This is a genomic window from Bacillus sp. PPSBB_2, from assembly GCF_045291115.1.
GTDB lineage: Bacteria > Bacillota > Bacilli > Bacillales > Bacillaceae_G > Bacillus_A > Bacillus_A cereus.
Genome location: NZ_CP147983.1, coordinates 4,928,064 through 4,944,474, shown reverse-complemented (window position 1 = coordinate 4,944,474; position 16,411 = coordinate 4,928,064). Strand labels below are relative to the sequence as shown.

The following is a 16,411-nucleotide window of genomic DNA, read 5'->3' as shown; positions in this document are numbered from 1 at the left end:
ATAAATATGACATGCTTAATTTTACCTGCACTTTTTGCCGAATGCTGATACAATAAAGGATGTTACTATTTAGTAGAAAGAGTGGTAAGCATGTTAGATTGGATGAAAAAGCTGTTTAACAAAGAGGAAGAACAAACAGCGATGAATAAAGAAGTACCAAAGCAAATTGAAAGTCAGCCGAAAATTCCTCGTGTAAACCACTACACTGAAGCAAGAGAAGCACAAATGGCAAGTAGGAATGCAGGTAAATGCCGTTTTCCTTTAGTACCGGATAATGGGTTCGATGAAGAGGATGAAAGCGAAGTAAATCGCTTCGAAGAACAACCTGTTCAAGGAGTAACATATGAAGAACCTACTGCCCAAAGAGGAATAAAGGTGGAAAGAAGCAGACGATCGTATGTGGAAAAGGTAGTTTCTACATATGAAGAGCCGGAAGTGCAATATGAACCGGTGCGGGAGTCTGTCGTTAAAAAGGCATCTGCACCTTCGCAAGAGAGTAACCGTAGACCATTTCGTCCAACAGAAATGATTTCGCCAATTTATGGATATAATCGTCCTTCAGTAGAGAAAAAGGAAGAAAAGCAGGAGGAAGTAAAGGAAAGAGAAGACCTTGAAATATCTGTAGAGGGTAAATCAGTCGTTGATGCATGGTTAGAGAAAAAAGGATATAAATTATCTGATTTCTCAGAAGGACAAGCACCAACTTCTTCTAGTCATAGAGCTGCTAACCAGCAAGGAGAGCAACAATATGAAGAGAATAAAAAGGAAGAAAAGTCAGTAGTTGATCAATGGCTAGAGAAAAACGGTTATGAAATCGAACGCCAAGTGCCTTTAGTAGAAGAAAAAGAAGTGATTCAAGAAATGAGTACACCGCAGGAAGTTTCAGCGGATGAATTACTTCATAAAACAGTAGCTGAGCAGATGGAAAGTGCTAAGCTAGAAAAAGATGTAGTGGTGTTAAACGAAAACAATCTACAAGAAGAATTAGTAGCTTCTAAAGTAGAGCACGAGGATACAATATTATCAGAAGAAATTAAACGTAACACAGAAATAAAACAACCTACTATTGAAGTAGAAAAGCAAGCTCCAGAAGAATCAGTGATTGTCAAAGCAGAAGAAAAACTTGAAGAAACAATCATTGTGGAAATACCAGAAGAAGTGTCAAAAGTAGAAGTAATTGCAGAAACGGAAGAGCTTGAAGAAGTAGTTATGGAAACAGAGGCACCTGAAGAAGTGGAAGCAGAAGGGTCAGAAGAAGTGGAAGTAATTGCGGAAACGGAAGAAGTAGAAGTAATTGCAGAAACGGAAGAGCTTGAAGAAGTAGTTATGGAAACAGAGGCACCTGAAGAAGTGGAAGCAGAAGGGTCAGAAGAAGTGGAAGTAATTGCAGAAACGAAAGAGCCAGAAGAAGTAGTTATGGAAACAGAAGAAGTGGAAGTAATTGCGGAAGCGAAAGAGTCAGAAGAGGTGGAAGTAATTGCGGAAGCGAAAGAGCTAGAAGAAGTGGAAGTAATTGCGGAAGCAGAAGAAACAGAAGTGATTGCAGAAACAAAAGCGCCTGTAGTAGAGACATTTGTAGCACTTGAGGAAATTCAGCAAGAAGATGAAGCAATTGAACAAAAGAGTGAATTCATACATGTTGCTGAGGCTGATGAACAAACGAAGAAAGATGTTCAAAGCTTTGCGAATGTTTTAATTGCAGAAACAGAGGAAAATAGACGAGTTGTAGAAGAAGCACAGGTCGCAGAAGAGCAACGAGTTGTAGAAGAAACACCAATCGCAGAAGAGCAACCAGTTGTACAAAAAGAAGAACCAAAACGTGAGAAAAAGCGCCATGTACCATTTAATGTTGTTATGTTGAAACAAGATAGAACACGATTAATGGAAAGACATGCAGCTAGAGCAAATGCAATGCAGCCTTCTGCTAATGTACGAGTAGAGAATAAGCCAGTACAACAAGAGGTAGCAGAACCACAAGTGGAAGAAAACCCAATGCAGCAGGTGGTAGTAGAACCACAAGTGGAAGAACGTCCAGTGCAGCAGGTGGTAGTAGAACCACAAGTGGAAGAGCGCCCAGTGCAGCAGGTGGTAGTAGAACCACAAGTGGAAGAGCGCCCAGTGCAGCAAGTAGCAGAACCACAAGTGGAAGAACGCCCAGTGCAGCAAGTAGTAGCAGAACCACAAGTGGAAGAGCAACCAATGCAGCAAGTAGTGGTAGAGCAAGTACAAAAGCCAATTTCAAGTACGGAAGTACAAGAGAAAGCATATGTTGTAAATCAAAGAGAGAACGATATGCGAAATGTATTGCATACACCACCGACATATACTGTTCCACCATTAGCGCTGTTGTCGATTCCACAGCAATCAGCGTTAGATAATACAGAATGGTTAGAGGAGCAGAAAGAATTATTAGATACAACGTTTAATAATTTTCATGTTGGAGCACATGTTATTAATGTATCACAAGGTCCAGCAGTAACTCGTTTTGAAGTACAGCCAGACCCAGGTGTGAAAGTAAATAAAATTACAAATTTAAGTGATGATATTAAGTTAAGTTTAGCTGCGAAAGATATTCGTATTGAAGCGCCGATTCCAGGGAAGAGTGCAATTGGAATTGAAGTTCCAAATAAAGAAAGTAAGCCAGTATTTCTTCGCGAAATTTTAAGAAGTCCTGTATTCACAAAGAGTGAATCACCGCTTACTGTTGCGCTTGGACTTGATATTTCAGGGGATCCAATTGTAACGGATATTCGAAAAATGCCGCACGGACTTATTGCGGGTGCAACGGGTTCAGGTAAAAGTGTGTGTATTAACGCCATTTTAACGAGTATTTTATATAAAGCGAAACCACATGAAGTGAAGTTAATGTTAATTGATCCGAAGATGGTTGAGCTTGCACCATACAATTCTGTTCCGCATCTTGTAGCACCTGTTATTACGGATGTAAAAGCAGCGACAGCTGCATTAAAATGGGCAGTTGAGGAAATGGAACGCCGTTATGAATTGTTTGCGCATGCTGGTGCTCGTGATTTAACTCGCTACAATACGATTGTAAGTGAGCGAGAAATTCCAGGAGAGACATTACCTTATATCGTTATTGTCATTGACGAGTTAGCCGATTTAATGATGGTAGCACCTGGTGATGTTGAGGAAGCGATTTGTCGTATTGCGCAAAAAGCACGTGCTTGTGGTATTCATTTATTAGTAGCGACGCAGCGTCCATCTGTAGATGTTATTACAGGTTTAATTAAGTCAAACATTCCAACGCGTATTGCGTTTACTGTATCATCTCAAGTTGATTCGCGTACGATTATTGATATTGGGGGCGCGGAGAAATTACTTGGCCGTGGTGATATGTTATTCTTAGGGAACGGTACATCTAAACCAGTTCGTGTACAAGGTGTATATGTATCGGATGATGAGATTGAAAAAACAGTTGATCATGTGAAAAAGCAAATGAAGCCGAATTACTTATTTAAGCAAGAGGATTTATTAGCGAAAACAGAACAAGCTGAGTCGGAAGACGAATTGTTCCTTGATGCATGTCAATTTGTTGTAGAACAAGGGGGAGCGTCCACATCTTCTGTACAGCGAAAATTCCGCATCGGTTATAATCGCGCGGCACGTCTCATTGAAGAGATGGAATCGCAAGGAATTATTTCTGAAGGTAGAGGAACGAAACCGAGAGATGTCCTTATTTCTGAGGATGAATTTGCCGCTATGCAGGAAACAAATGTATAGTAAACGGTTTTGCTGTATACTAAGAGAAAATGTTGGATAGTAAAGTAGGGAGTAAAGCGACATGAAAGAAATTGAATTAAAATTAAAAGGTGAAATAAATAGACTAACAAATAAAACATTTAAATTTGACGAACGTGTTGGAGAAGGTTGGTTCTCTGCCGTTTACTTTTTAAAGACTAGAGAAATCATCGAAGAATTTCGCCCGAAAAGTGTTGTAACGATGCAATTTTTCCAAAAGGAAAATGCAGTTCTTTGCGGAACGGATGAAGTAATTGCATTGCTACAAACATTCGCTAAAAATCCTGAGGAACTTGAGATTAACTCTTTAAAAGATGGCGATAAAATTAGTCCATTTGAAACAGTGTTAACAATTCATGGTCCTTATGAAAATTTCGGATTTTTAGAAGGTGTCATTGATGGGATTTTAGCTCGTCGTACATCGGTTGCGACAAACGTATATAACGTTGTCCAAGCTGCGCGTAGCGTAGATAAAGAAAAACCAGTTATTTTCATGGGAGACCGTGATGATCATTATACACAACAAGCTGGTGACGGTTATGCAGCATACATCGGAGGTATGAGCGCACAAGCGACGCATGCGATGAATGAATGGTGGGGCAAAAGTGGTATGGGGACGATGCCTCACGCATTAATTCAAATGTTTAATGGTGATGTTGTGGAAGCGGCAAAAGCATATCATAAGAAATTCCCAGAAGATGAATTAGTTGTATTAATTGATTACAACAATGATGTCATTACAGATGCACTTCGCGTAGCGCGTGAATTTGGATCAACATTAAAGGGTGTACGTGTAGATACGTCCCGCACGATGATTGATCAATACTTTATTCGCCACCCAGAAGTACTTGGAACATTCGATCCACGTGGTGTAAACCCATCGCTTGTATTCGCACTTCGTAAAGCACTTGATGAAGAAGGATTCCAGCATGTAGACATCGTTGTAACTGGTGGATTTGATGAGAAGCGTATTCGTGAATTTGAAGCTCAAAACGTACCTGTTGACATATACGGGGTAGGAAGTAGCTTATTAAAAATGAATATTGGCTTTACTGGTGATAATGTAGAACTAAATGGGAAACCAGAAGCAAAAGCTGGTCGTAAATATCGTCCAAACCCACGTTTAGAGCGTGTTCAATTAGAAAAAAGAGAAGAGATGTAAAAGAGAGAAAAACTGATAGGTGATTGACCCTATCAGTTTTTCTGTTATCATAGTATAGCGGCTTCTTTTTTGCTATAATGGACTTATTATGGACATATAAAGAAGTACGTACGAGTTTATCCTGATAAGTGAAGGGAAAGAATAACTTCACTACATCAAAAATGTATGATGATTACCAAAATAAGAAAAGATTCATATACTGTCTTATAGATAGGCCGTTGTATTAGTTCGAAATGTTGGAGGTTCTTTAAGATGACAGTTTACCATTTTGTAGGAATTAAAGGAACAGGAATGAGTTCATTAGCGCAAATTCTTCATGATATGAAGCATACTGTTCAAGGGTCTGATTATGAAAAGCGTTTCTTTACACAAACAGCGTTGGAAAAGCGTAGTATCTCGATCCTTCCTTTTGATAAGAATAATGTAGAAGAAGGACAAGTGATTATTGCAGGAAATGCATTTCCTGATACGCATGAAGAAATCGTAGCAGCAAAAGAATTAAACATCCCAGTCCATCGTTACCATCATTTCTTAGGTGACCTGATGAGCCAATACACAAGTGTTGCTGTAACTGGTGCACACGGAAAAACATCAACAACAGGTTTGTTAGCCCATGTAATGCAAGGTGCACACCCAACATCTTACCTTATTGGAGATGGAACAGGGCATGGGGTAGAAAATAGTAAGTATTTTGTATTTGAAGCTTGTGAGTATCGTCGTCATTTCTTGTCTTATAATCCAGACTATGCAATTATGACGAATATTGATTTTGATCATCCAGATTATTTTGCAGACATCAATGATGTATTCAGTGCATTCCAAGAGATGGCATTGCAAGTGAAAAAAGGCATTATTGCATGTGGAGATGATGAAGAACTTCAAAAAATTCAAGCGAAAGTACCTGTTATTTTCTATGGATTTGGAGAAGATAATGATTTCCAAGCACGCAACATTCAAAAGAGAACAGATGGTACAATATTTGATGTATTCGTTCGTAACACGTACTATGATACGTTCAAAATTACAGGATACGGCAATCACAGCGTATTAAATGCGTTAGCAGTAATCGCGCTTTGCCATTATGAAAATGTTGATGTAGAAGCAGTAAAACATCAATTAACAACTTTTGAAGGCGTAAAACGTCGCTTTAATGAAAAGCCGATGGGAGAGCAAGTAATCATCGATGACTACGCACACCATCCGACAGAGATTAATGCAACGATTGAAGCTGCTCGTCAAAAACATCCAGAGCGTGAAATTGTCGCTGTATTCCAGCCACATACATTCTCACGTACAGAAAAGTTCTTAGATGAGTTCGCAGAAAGCCTAAGCAAGGCTGACCAAGTATACTTATGTGATATTTTCGGATCAGCACGTGAAAACAAAGGTGAATTAACAATCGAAGATCTGCAAAAGCGTATTGACGGTGCAGAATTAATTACAGATACAACAACGGATGTATTAAAGAAACATAAAAACGGCGTTCTAATTTTCATGGGCGCAGGTGACATCCAAAAATTCGAAGCGGCTTACGTAAAAGAAGTTCAAGTTGCAGAGAAATAATAGAAAAGACGCATAGCTTGGCTGTGCGTCTTTTTTATGTTGTCGTGGTTGTGCATTAATGTTGAAACGTCGATATATATGGAGTTGTGTTCGATATATTTCAAAAATCGTTGATATATTGGTACGTGTTTTGAAATATAAATGTTAGAATAATAAGAAAACTAAAAAGGGGACTAAAAAACATGTTCACACTCCGAGTAGATGACGAAATCGAACTACAATTACTAGAAAAACATCATAAAGAGGAATTATATCAATTATTAGATCAAAACCGTAATCATTTACGAAAATGGCTCCCTTGGGTAGATGGGACAAAATCTGCTGATGCTTATGATGAAATTTTTCCGATGTGGTTAAAGAAGTTTGCAGAGGGAGACGGTTTTGAAAGTGGTATACGTTACAAAGGAAAGCTCGTTGGGATGGTAGGCATTCATCCAGTGAGTTGGGGGAAGAAAGCGACGAGTCTTGGGTATTATCTTGCAGAAGATGCTGGCGGGAAAGGTATTATGACGCGTAGCGTAAAGGCTGTACTTCACTATGCATTTGAAAATTTAAAGCTGAATAAAATTGAAATTCGGTGCGGTGTTGGAAATGCGAAAAGCCGAGCAATTCCAGAACGTTTAGGATTTAAGTTAGATGGTATTTTACGAGATGAAGAATGGCTATATGATCATTTTCATGATATCGCTGTATATAGTTTACTAGCTTCAGAATGGAAAGAGATTCGATGAACGAGAAGATTCGTATTGTTCCATATGAAGGTACGTTTCAAGAGGAAGTAGTAGATCTTATCGTTCATATTCAGCAAAAAGAGTATAATGTTTCAATTACGAAAGAAGAGCAACCTGATTTACTTGAAATAGAAACATTCTATCAAAAGGGTCACGGAAACTTTTGGGTAGCAATTTATGATGGTAAAGTAGTTGGAACAGTAGCTTTATTAGATATTGAGAATCATCAAGTAGCGCTAAGAAAAATGTTCGTACAAAAAGAGTTTCGCGGAAAAGAATGGGGCGCATCACATATGTTGCTTCAAACAGCAATTTCATGGGCTGAGGATAAAAAATTGAAAGATATTTACTTAGGAACAACATTAAAATTTTTAGCGGCACATCGTTTTTATGAAAAGAATGGTTTTCAAAGTGTGAGTATAGACGAGTTGCCGAAAAACTTTCCGGTGCTACAGGTAGATAAGAAATTTTATAGGTACATTGTGTAAAAGGTCATTTAGAAATGGCCTTTTTCTATGAACCAAAATGGAAATAGTGGTATAATTTGGATTAGGGGGTGTAGGTATGAACTTTCCAATTCAAAGAAGTAAGTCAGTAGTCATTTTCTTTTGTCTTACGTTAGTTTTTATGTTTATATATCCAATTGTCATGCTTTTCACTAATAAAGCGCATTGGATGTCAGCGTTGATCGGGATGGGTTTATGCTTCATTGTAAATGTACCACTCGTTTGGGAAGTATTTATTAAAAAACATAAAGTAGAAAATGGCGTATTAAAGTACGGTATTTTAAATGATGATATTGTATTAAAAGATGTGAGAATTATACGTCAGGTCGGAAAGTCTCTTGAAATTACGACGAATGCATATAAAGTACATATGGTTGCGATGCCGCAAAATATGGATGAATTCTTGGCGCTTATAGAGAAAGAAAATCCACATGTGAAAATAGAAATGGCAGGTAAGAAATGAAATATATAAAACCTTTTTTTGCTTGGAAATTATGCTGGTGTTTGCTATCTGCACTAGGGTAAATATGAAATGGAACCTGCCTTTATATGTACCCATATTAATAGGTACTATCGCAGTGGCACTTTTATATTATTTTCATTTTCAGCAAACAAAAAGTAAGAACAGTAGCTCGATATAGAGTGAGGATAATAAAAAAACGCTCGGCGAAAATTCCGAGCGTTTTTCATTATTTTAAGTTCTCTGGGTTTAAAGCTTCTAATTCAGGTACAACGAAGCGCCCGTCTTTACGGATTAGTACGTCGTCAAAGTAAATTTCGCCGCCGCCGTATTCAGGGCGTTGGATACATACTAAGTCCCAATGGATGTTCGAGTTGTTACCGTTCCATGCATCGTCGTAAGCTTGTCCAGGAGTGAAGTGGAAGCTGCCATCGATTTTTTCATCGAATAGGATGTCTCCCATTGGATGTAAGATGTATGGGTTTACGCCGATTGCGAACTCACCAACGTAGCGTGCGCCTTCGTCTGTATCGAAGATTTTGTTAATGCGTTCTGAATCGTTTGCAGTTGCTTCAACGATTTGGCCGTTCTCGAACTTAAGTTGTACATTTTCAAATGTATAACCGTTGTAAGGAGATGGTGTGTTGTAAGAAACTGTACCGTTAACAGAATCACGAACTGGTGCAGAGTATACTTCACCGTCTGGAATGTTTAAATGACCTGAGCATTTAATTGCTGGAATGTCTTTAATAGAGAATGTTAAGTCAGTTCCAGGACCAGTTAAACGAACTTTATCTGTTTTATTCATTAATGTAACAAGGCTGTCCATCGCCTTATCCATTTTACCGTAGTCTAAGTTACATACTTCAAAGTAGAAGTCTTCGAAAGCTTCTGTACTCATTTTAGCAAGCTGTGCCATAGAAGCATTTGGGTAGCGAAGAACAACCCAGCGTGTTTTTGGAACGCGAATGTCTCTATGAACTTTTTTACCAACTGTTTGGCCATGAACTTTCATACGCTCACTTGGAACGTCAGCTTGTTCATTAATATTATCGCCAGAGCGAAGGCCGATATAAGCGTCCATGTCTTTCATTACGCTTGCTTCATATGCAGCGATTTGTTCGAAATGTTCTTCAGTAGCACCCATTAATAAAGAGCGATCTACTTGATGATCTTTTAAAGAGACGAATGGGAAACCACCAGCTGCATATGCTTCTTTTACAAGTGCAGTTACAAGTTCTTTTTGTAAGCCAAAGTTTTCAATTAATACTTTTTCACCTTTTTGTAAGCGGATAGAGTAGTTAATTAAATTGTATGCTAACTTTTCAATACGTGGATCTTTCATATGTAAAGCCTCCCTACTAATTATGTATCCTCTCCTATTGTAACCTACTTAGTGGAATTTGTTGAATGATTTATGTTACAGTTAACGAATAAGTATGAAAATTCTAATGATGAGATAGGGATTAGAATGAAACGGAAAATGATTGTATAATAGGGGAAAGTATGAAAAAGATAAAGGAAGTGATGAAATGCAAGTTCTTTTATATGTAAGTGCGGCTATTATCGCGGTTGCTTTCGCAGTATTAGTAGTGTATGTATGCAGAACGTTGTTATCGGTTCAGAAGACGTTAGAAAACGTTGCAAGCACGTTAGAAGGTTTAGAAAAACAAATGCAAGGAATTAGCGTAGAGACAGAGCAATTATTACATAAAACGAATGCGTTAGCTGATGATATTCAACAGAAGTCACAGTCATTAAATAAAGTGGTAGCGGGTGTAGATGGGATTGGAACGACAATCCAATCTTTAAATACGAAGCTTCGTAATGTATCAGACTCTGTAACGGACGAAATTGAAAATAACGCTGATAAAGTAGCGCAAGTTGTACAGTGGAGCAGTGCGGCGATTGAAGTATACAATCATTACCGTGCGTCGAGACAAGAGAAGAAGGTTGAAAAAGAAGAGCGTAAATTAGAAAGAATTGAGAAAAAAGCTGAAAAGAAAGAGAAACGCTCTAGATTTCGTATGAGAGGTGAATCGTGATGAATATGACAAAACTTGAAACAATTGAAGAGCTTGAAGTCTTAGTAGAAAAGAACGAGCCGTATGTTCTTTTTAAACACAGTACGACATGCCCAATTAGTCACGGTGCATACACAGAATTTCAAGCGTATTGCAGCGAAGAAAGAGAAGTACCAGCGTATTACTTATACGTACAAGATGCGAGAGATGTGTCAAATCGTGTTGCAGAACAATACAGTATTAGACATGAATCACCGCAAGTGTTATACATAAAAGATGGGATGGTAGTATGGAATACATCTCATTGGAATATTAAAAAAGATGCTTTAGAAGAGAATATAAAGTAAAAAGAAGCAAGCTAAAGGTGCTTGCTTCTTTTTTTTGTTTTTGTTGAAATATATTTAGTGGTACACTATTAATAGTTCAAACTAAATAACTAGATTGTTGAAAGTAGGTTTTAAGTAATGAAGAAAATGGCATTATCCTTCGCAGTCGTAAGTTTATTACTGGGAGCTTGTAGTAACAATAGTAATACGATTAGTAAGAAGGATGAAGTTATACAAAAAGATACAAAAGAAAAAAGTATGATTCCGAGAACTGCTGTTTCTAAAGATTATTATAGAACTGTTATTCCTTTAAAAGAACAAAAGGTTATTAATACAGCTAATATAAAAACAAATTCTAAATTAGATTTAGCAGAGTATGAAAATGGTTTAATAAATATTGCAACGCAGCAATTTGATACAGAGAGTCACGTGCTGCAATTAAACCAGTATATTCCAGAGAAACTAATTGATGAACTAGTTGCGAAAGTAGAAGCGCCAGTTTTGACGAATATTATAGAACAAGACTATTTCGGAAAACAGAATTCAAATGAATTAAGTTTATCTGGTGTTATGATTGGCTTAGCTATGTCTTCAAGTGTATCGAATGAAGAGGCTATGTCTAAAGGGACTGAAGTTGCTAAACAACTTATTGAAGCTATTAACAAAAATGATAAGTATAACAAATCTCCAATTACGTTTGCTATCTTTAAGCAAGAAAGTACTAGTTCTTTAAAAAATGGTACGTATATTGCTAGTGCTACTGTTCAAAAGAATGATACGAACCTTGGAAATTGGAGTACAATTGATGAAAAGTCGTATTCATATCCTTCTGATGAATTTACACAAGCACATGGAGAAGATAATACAAAAATAAATAACTTTGCTAAGGAAATAAAAGGTTTTTCTAATGGAGATTTTATTCCAGTCAACGCTAAAGTTTCTTATAAGAAAAATCAAATGGATACATTAAATATGAATATTGTTATTAAATATAACGGTAAAACAGAATTAATGGCTCTTACCCAATTGGCTGCTCAAGGCATGTTAGACAAATTGCCTAAAGATGCGAAAGTACAATTACAGATCAAGTCTGAGAGTAAAATTGAGGCCGTTATTATAAAAGAGAAAAACAGCGATAAACCGTTTGTTTCCTTCTTGTAAAAAAAGACAGTATGTAAACTGTCTTTTTTTTATTTTAAATGAAAATATATAATGTTTTTTGATAGTAATTCCTTGCTGTATATCGTGTGACAATCGTATATGTATCAGCTATAATAAATTATCTTAAAAAAGTAACATATAGGAATTTGAAAGAGGTGGCTTTCTTATGGCATCACAACAATTAGGTCGTTTACGTTCTGAAATTGATCAACTTAATTTACAAATATTAGAGTTACTAAACAAAAGAGGTCGTCTCGTACAAGAAGTTGGTAATTTAAAAGAAGTGCAAGGTGTGAAACGTTTTGATCCTGTACGTGAAAGAAATATGCTGGATTTAATTGCAGAGAATAATAATGGTCCATTTGAAACTTCGACTTTACAACATATTTTCAAACAAATTTTTCAAGCTGGTTTAGAATTACAAGAAGACGATCATCGTAAAGCATTACTTGTTTCTCGTAAGAAAAAAACAGAAGATACGATTGTTGAAATTAATGGTGAAAAAATTGGTGACGGAAATCAGCATTTTATTATGGGACCGTGTGCAGTGGAAAGTTATGAACAAGTACGTCAAGTTGCTGAAGCAATGAAAGGGCAAGGTCTGAAATTAATGCGTGGTGGTGCGTTCAAACCACGTACTTCACCGTATGATTTTCAAGGTCTTGGATTAGAGGGATTACAAATTTTGCGCCAGGTAGCAGATGAATATGATTTGGCTGTTATTAGTGAAATTTTAAATCCGAATGATATTGAGATGTCATTAGATTACGTTGATGTTATTCAAATTGGTGCTCGCAATATGCAAAACTTTGATTTGCTAAGGGCAGCTGGTGCTGTAAATAAACCAGTATTATTAAAACGTGGTCTATCAGCAACGATTGAAGAATTCATTAATGCGGCAGAATATATTATGGCAAAGGGAAATGGGAACATTATTTTATGTGAACGAGGTATTCGCACGTATGAAAGAGCGACGCGTAATACGCTTGATATTTCCGCTGTGCCGATTTTAAAGAAAGAAACACATTTACCTGTCGTTGTCGATGTAACGCATTCTACAGGGCGACGTGACCTTCTCTTACCAACTGCAAAAGCAGCGATGGCAATTGGTGCAGACGCAATTATGGCTGAAGTACATCCAGATCCAGCTGTAGCTTTATCTGATGCAGCGCAACAAATGAATATACCGCAGTTCAATGATTTTATGAATGAATTAAAATCATTTGGAAGTAAATTATAAAAACTTTTAATGAGCTGTTCCAAAAAGGCATTTTGGAACAGCTTTCTCCTATTGTATAGCGACTGTCATTGTCGATTTTTGTTGGTAAGTTGATATATTTAAAAAATCGCTGATATAATTAGAGTTGCGGTCGATATATTTGGAAAATCGCTGATATATTTCGAGTTACAGTCGATATATTCGAAAAATCGCCGATATAAATTTCATTTACTATCGTACTGCTTAAAATAAGATTTCTACTAAGGAAACATCTATTTTTTTACAAAAAATGCCCTTTTTTCATAAAAAATACGAAAATACGAGAAAAGAAGCGAATTTTTTCGAAACTTTTGCGGGAAAATATTGTATGAGCCTGCGTTTTTATCGTATCATTAGTAAAAGGAAGAACTCGGGACGATTGGTGGCATCTGCAAATAGAGTTGATGTCTTTTTTTCATTCAAGTAACCGATACATAAAAATAGATAACAAAAATAGAAGGAGTGTGCAATGAGATGAACGTAACAATATATGATGTAGCGCGTGAAGCGAACGTTTCAATGGCTACCGTATCACGCGTTGTGAACGGTAACCCAAATGTAAAGCCTACAACAAGAAAGAAAGTATTAGAAGCCATTGATCGTTTAGGATACCGCCCAAATGCGGTAGCACGTGGACTAGCAAGTAAGAAGACAACTACAGTAGGTGTTATTATTCCTGATATCTCAAATACGTTTTATGCAGAACTAGCTCGTGGAATTGAAGATATCGCAACAATGTACAAATATAACATCATTTTAAGTAACTCTGACCAAAATAAAGAGAAAGAGTTCCATTTATTAAATACGATGCTTGGAAAACAAGTGGACGGAATTGTTTTCATGGGTGAAGATATTACAGACATTCACATTGAAGAATTTAAAAAATCTCCAGTACCAATTGTATTAGCAGCATCATTTGATGAGCAAAATGAAACGCCATCAGTAAATATTGATTATACACAAGCAGCTTATGATGCAATGAAGCACTTTATCGAGCAAGGACATAAACGTATCGGTTTCGTCTCTGGTCCTTTCATTGATAAAGCGGGAAGCGCGAAGAAGTTACAAGGTTACAAAAAAGCTTTAGAAGAAGCAGGTATTTCATATGATGAAAATCTTGTAATCGATGGAGATTACACATATGACTCAGGTATCGAAGCATTCGAAAAGCTTTGGAGCAATGATGAAAAGCCAACAGCAATCTTCGTATCTTCTGATGAAATGGCACTAGGTGTAATCCATGCAGCACAAGACGCTGGATTAAACGTACCAACTGACGTAGAAGTACTTGGTTTCGATAATACACGCCTTGCATTAATGGTTCGTCCGCAGCTTTCAACAGTTGTTCAACCGATGTATGATATCGGTGCAGTAGCAATGCGTCTATTAACAAAGTATATGAACAAAGAAAAAGTGGAAGATCACACTGTTATCTTACCTCACCGTATCCAATTTAGAGATTCAACGAAGTAAGTATAAAAAAGCTCACAGCGATTGCTGTGAGCTTTTATTCGTATTCAGGATAGTATTTTTGTACGACTGCATTTACCATTTCGTCTTTCTTAACGTGTAAAAATCTTGCATACAATTCTTTTCCGGTTTCAAATGGGGTATCGTCTAATTCAAACACATGCAATAGTTTTCGAAACGTCCATGTTATTTGCTGGCCGTACTTATTATCGTACGTATGCTCAGACTGTATAGCGATTTGTTCACCTAGTGCATGAGCTTCTTCCAAACTGTTTGCTTTAACAAGAATAATACTTTCTTCAAAAAGTGTATCGTGATTCTCTTCATAATGCTCATCAATTTTCGTAGAATCAGGCTCATCAGAATGAACGGACTCAAATAATAATTTTACAGCGTACATATTATGCAGCATGTTTCACTTTATAAATAATACTTGCGACAAGCGAAGCAGGTATTGTAAATACGTTACTTTGATAATGGTAATGTACTTGGGATTCTTCATAAGACATGTTGTCATATAGTTCGTTTTGTGAGACACTCATTTTTTTCTGTTTTTCTTTGAGCATTTTAATGTAGTTGTACTGTATTGGGACGAGAATGATGAAATAAGCTAATACAATTAGTGAAATCCAAATCATTATGAACACTCCCTTACAAAGAATATTTCTATATAACAATTATATCAATAAAAAGAAAAAATAACCATTTTTTTATTGGAGCTAATTTTCTTCTAGAAATGCGAACAGTTCCTTTTGGTTTTTTAAATTATGATCAATACATGTTCGAGCAACATATTTCAATCCTTGTAATAATGCATCTACGTGAAAAGTATCATAATGAATTGTATTTCCCTCTACCATCGTTTCGTCTTTTTGCAAGTTAATTGATATTTTTAATACAGTTATATTACTTTGTAAATTTACAACTTCGATGTAAAAAAACTGTTTGTCTAAGTCAATCGTAACATAATCGAATCGTTCGGATAGCTCTAATTTACATGTAGTAGTATATTCCAAATGAAAGCCTCCTTATTGTATAAGTGTATGTTATAATGCCTTCGCTATAGATGGGACTATTCCTTGTTATATGTCACATAAGTGCAAATTTAACTATTATAGGGCAATGTCATGTATAATAGAAAGAAAAGGCTTGTGAGGGGGGAAAAGAGATGATCGTTCTTTGGATAATTACGCTTTGTATGACTGCTATTTTTGCATATATGACGTTAAAACAAAATGGTTTAAAGCGATTTGTTCCAGGAAGTATTCTTGCAGGAATTGCCCTTATCACGTATGTAATTTCTATTTTTATTGAAAGTGTATCAGTAGATATGAGCACAAGTTTAATGTTTATTGGTATTACACTATTTGCAGGTAGCATTATGGTACTTATGGTTGCTGGTATTATTTTATTTATTCATATGAATTCGGAAACGTTATAGCATATAGAAAAGGCATGTCCCAAGGGGACATGCCTTTTTATCCGTTCAATTATGCTCTATCTTTAGAAGAGTTTTGCTGTTTTAGTAAATCACGAATTTCGCCAAGAAGTTCTTCTTCTTTTGTTGGCTCTGGAATTTCTTCCTCTTTTTCTTCTTCTTTTTTAGATGTTAGTTTGTTGAAAACTTTAACAAACATAAAGATAGAAGCTGCGATAATTAAGAAGTCAAAAATTGTTTGGATGAAGTTACCATACATAACAGCAGATTTACCGTATCCAAAGTGTAAACTTGTAAAGTCAACGCCACCTAATACCATACCAAGTAATGGTGTGATGATATCTTTTACTAAAGAACTAACGATTTTACCGAATGCAGCACCGATTACAACCCCGACAGCTAAATCAACGACATTCCCTTTGAAAGCGAATTTTTTAAACTCGTTCCACATGTGTTAATCCCATCCTTTCCACGATTCATTATGAAATTTATAATTCCTATCAACATATTCTATAGAAATTTACGAGAGAAATAAAGAGGGAATGGGAATGAA

The 16,411-nt window shown here is 36.5% G+C and carries 17 protein-coding genes and 1 pseudogene; 13 read left to right on the top strand and 5 right to left on the bottom strand.

The window, feature by feature from the left end:
• Positions 1-90: 90 nt before the first annotated feature.
• The 7 genes and pseudogenes from V6946_RS25025 to V6946_RS24995 all read left to right on the top strand — a co-directional run bounded on the left by V6946_RS25025 (position 91) and on the right by V6946_RS24995 (position 8,362).
• Entirely contained in the window at positions 91-3,741 is a 3,651-nt protein-coding gene (locus V6946_RS25025) for a DNA translocase FtsK (RefSeq protein WP_006926871.1), read from the top strand.
• Between the two features lie 61 nt (positions 3,742-3,802).
• Positions 3,803-4,921, top strand: a complete 1,119-nt coding sequence (locus V6946_RS25020; RefSeq protein ID WP_000658370.1) for a nicotinate phosphoribosyltransferase — start codon at positions 3,803-3,805, stop codon at positions 4,919-4,921.
• A 252-nt stretch (positions 4,922-5,173) separates the two neighbouring features.
• The gene (murC, locus tag V6946_RS25015; protein WP_000219468.1) at positions 5,174-6,484 is read left to right on the top strand and encodes a UDP-N-acetylmuramate--L-alanine ligase; all 1,311 of its coding nucleotides are present in this window, start codon (positions 5,174-5,176) and stop codon (positions 6,482-6,484) included.
• Between the two features lie 182 nt (positions 6,485-6,666).
• The gene (locus V6946_RS25010) at positions 6,667-7,215 is read left to right on the top strand and encodes a GNAT family N-acetyltransferase (protein WP_000494681.1); all 549 of its coding nucleotides are present in this window, start codon (positions 6,667-6,669) and stop codon (positions 7,213-7,215) included.
• Positions 7,212-7,703: a GNAT family N-acetyltransferase gene (locus tag V6946_RS25005; protein ID WP_006926866.1), complete on the top strand. Its 492-nt coding sequence runs from the start codon at positions 7,212-7,214 to the stop codon at positions 7,701-7,703. The genes V6946_RS25010 and V6946_RS25005 overlap by 4 nt, the downstream gene beginning before the upstream one ends.
• A gap of 76 nt (positions 7,704-7,779) precedes the next feature.
• Entirely contained in the window at positions 7,780-8,184 is a 405-nt protein-coding gene (locus V6946_RS25000) for a PH domain-containing protein (RefSeq protein WP_006926864.1), read from the top strand.
• Positions 8,181-8,362, top strand: a pseudogene (locus V6946_RS24995) (hypothetical protein). Before V6946_RS25000 ends, V6946_RS24995 begins: the two are co-directional and overlap by 4 nt.
• A 48-nt stretch (positions 8,363-8,410) precedes the next feature.
• Here the strand turns inward: V6946_RS24995 and V6946_RS24990 are convergent.
• A complete protein-coding gene (locus V6946_RS24990; protein ID WP_000654729.1) occupies positions 8,411-9,526 on the bottom strand; it encodes an aminopeptidase in 1,116 nt (371 codons plus the stop codon).
• Between the two features lie 187 nt (positions 9,527-9,713).
• On the opposite strand from V6946_RS24990, the gene V6946_RS24985 reads away from it, so the two are divergent.
• The 5 genes from V6946_RS24985 (at position 9,714) to ccpA (ending at position 14,423) form a co-directional block, all read left to right on the top strand.
• The gene (locus tag V6946_RS24985; RefSeq protein ID WP_001197720.1) at positions 9,714-10,226 is read left to right on the top strand and encodes a DUF948 domain-containing protein; all 513 of its coding nucleotides are present in this window, start codon (positions 9,714-9,716) and stop codon (positions 10,224-10,226) included.
• On the top strand, positions 10,226-10,552 hold the full coding sequence (gene ytxJ / locus V6946_RS24980) for a bacillithiol system redox-active protein YtxJ (RefSeq protein WP_001057469.1): 327 nt from the start codon (positions 10,226-10,228) through the stop codon (positions 10,550-10,552). Before V6946_RS24985 ends, ytxJ begins: the two co-directional genes overlap by 1 nt.
• Before the next feature lie 117 nt (positions 10,553-10,669).
• The gene (locus V6946_RS24975) at positions 10,670-11,692 is read left to right on the top strand and encodes a CamS family sex pheromone protein (protein ID WP_006926860.1); all 1,023 of its coding nucleotides are present in this window, start codon (positions 10,670-10,672) and stop codon (positions 11,690-11,692) included.
• Positions 11,693-11,858: 166 nt separating this feature from the next.
• Positions 11,859-12,932: a bifunctional 3-deoxy-7-phosphoheptulonate synthase/chorismate mutase gene (locus tag V6946_RS24970; RefSeq protein ID WP_000168214.1), complete on the top strand. Its 1,074-nt coding sequence runs from the start codon at positions 11,859-11,861 to the stop codon at positions 12,930-12,932.
• 492 nt (positions 12,933-13,424) lie between these two features.
• On the top strand, positions 13,425-14,423 hold the full coding sequence (gene ccpA, locus V6946_RS24965; RefSeq protein WP_001103297.1) for a catabolite control protein A: 999 nt from the start codon (positions 13,425-13,427) through the stop codon (positions 14,421-14,423).
• A 34-nt stretch (positions 14,424-14,457) separates the two neighbouring features.
• Here the strand turns inward: ccpA and V6946_RS24960 are convergent, their stop codons facing one another.
• The 3 genes from V6946_RS24960 to V6946_RS24950 all read right to left on the bottom strand — a co-directional run bounded on the left by V6946_RS24960 (position 14,458) and on the right by V6946_RS24950 (position 15,436).
• Positions 14,458-14,820 carry a DUF4288 domain-containing protein gene (locus V6946_RS24960; RefSeq protein ID WP_002024884.1) on the bottom strand — a complete coding sequence of 121 codons (363 nt, stop codon included), beginning with the start codon at positions 14,818-14,820 and terminating at the stop codon, positions 14,458-14,460.
• Between the two features lies 1 nt (position 14,821).
• On the bottom strand, positions 14,822-15,058 hold the full coding sequence (locus V6946_RS24955) for a DUF3949 domain-containing protein (RefSeq protein WP_000637902.1): 237 nt from the start codon (positions 15,056-15,058) through the stop codon (positions 14,822-14,824).
• Positions 15,059-15,139: 81 nt separating this feature from the next.
• On the bottom strand, positions 15,140-15,436 hold the full coding sequence (locus V6946_RS24950) for a hypothetical protein (RefSeq protein ID WP_000456863.1): 297 nt from the start codon (positions 15,434-15,436) through the stop codon (positions 15,140-15,142).
• 152 nt (positions 15,437-15,588) lie between these two features.
• Here V6946_RS24950 and V6946_RS24945 point away from each other — a divergent pair, with 152 nt between their 5' ends.
• A complete protein-coding gene (locus V6946_RS24945) occupies positions 15,589-15,861 on the top strand; it encodes a DUF3917 domain-containing protein (RefSeq protein WP_000636589.1) in 273 nt (90 codons plus the stop codon).
• A 49-nt stretch (positions 15,862-15,910) separates the two neighbouring features.
• On the opposite strand, the gene mscL is transcribed toward V6946_RS24945, so the two are convergent.
• Positions 15,911-16,309 carry a large conductance mechanosensitive channel protein MscL gene (mscL, locus tag V6946_RS24940; protein ID WP_000267011.1) on the bottom strand — a complete coding sequence of 133 codons (399 nt, stop codon included), beginning with the start codon at positions 16,307-16,309 and terminating at the stop codon, positions 15,911-15,913.
• Positions 16,310-16,411: the final 102 nt, after the last annotated feature.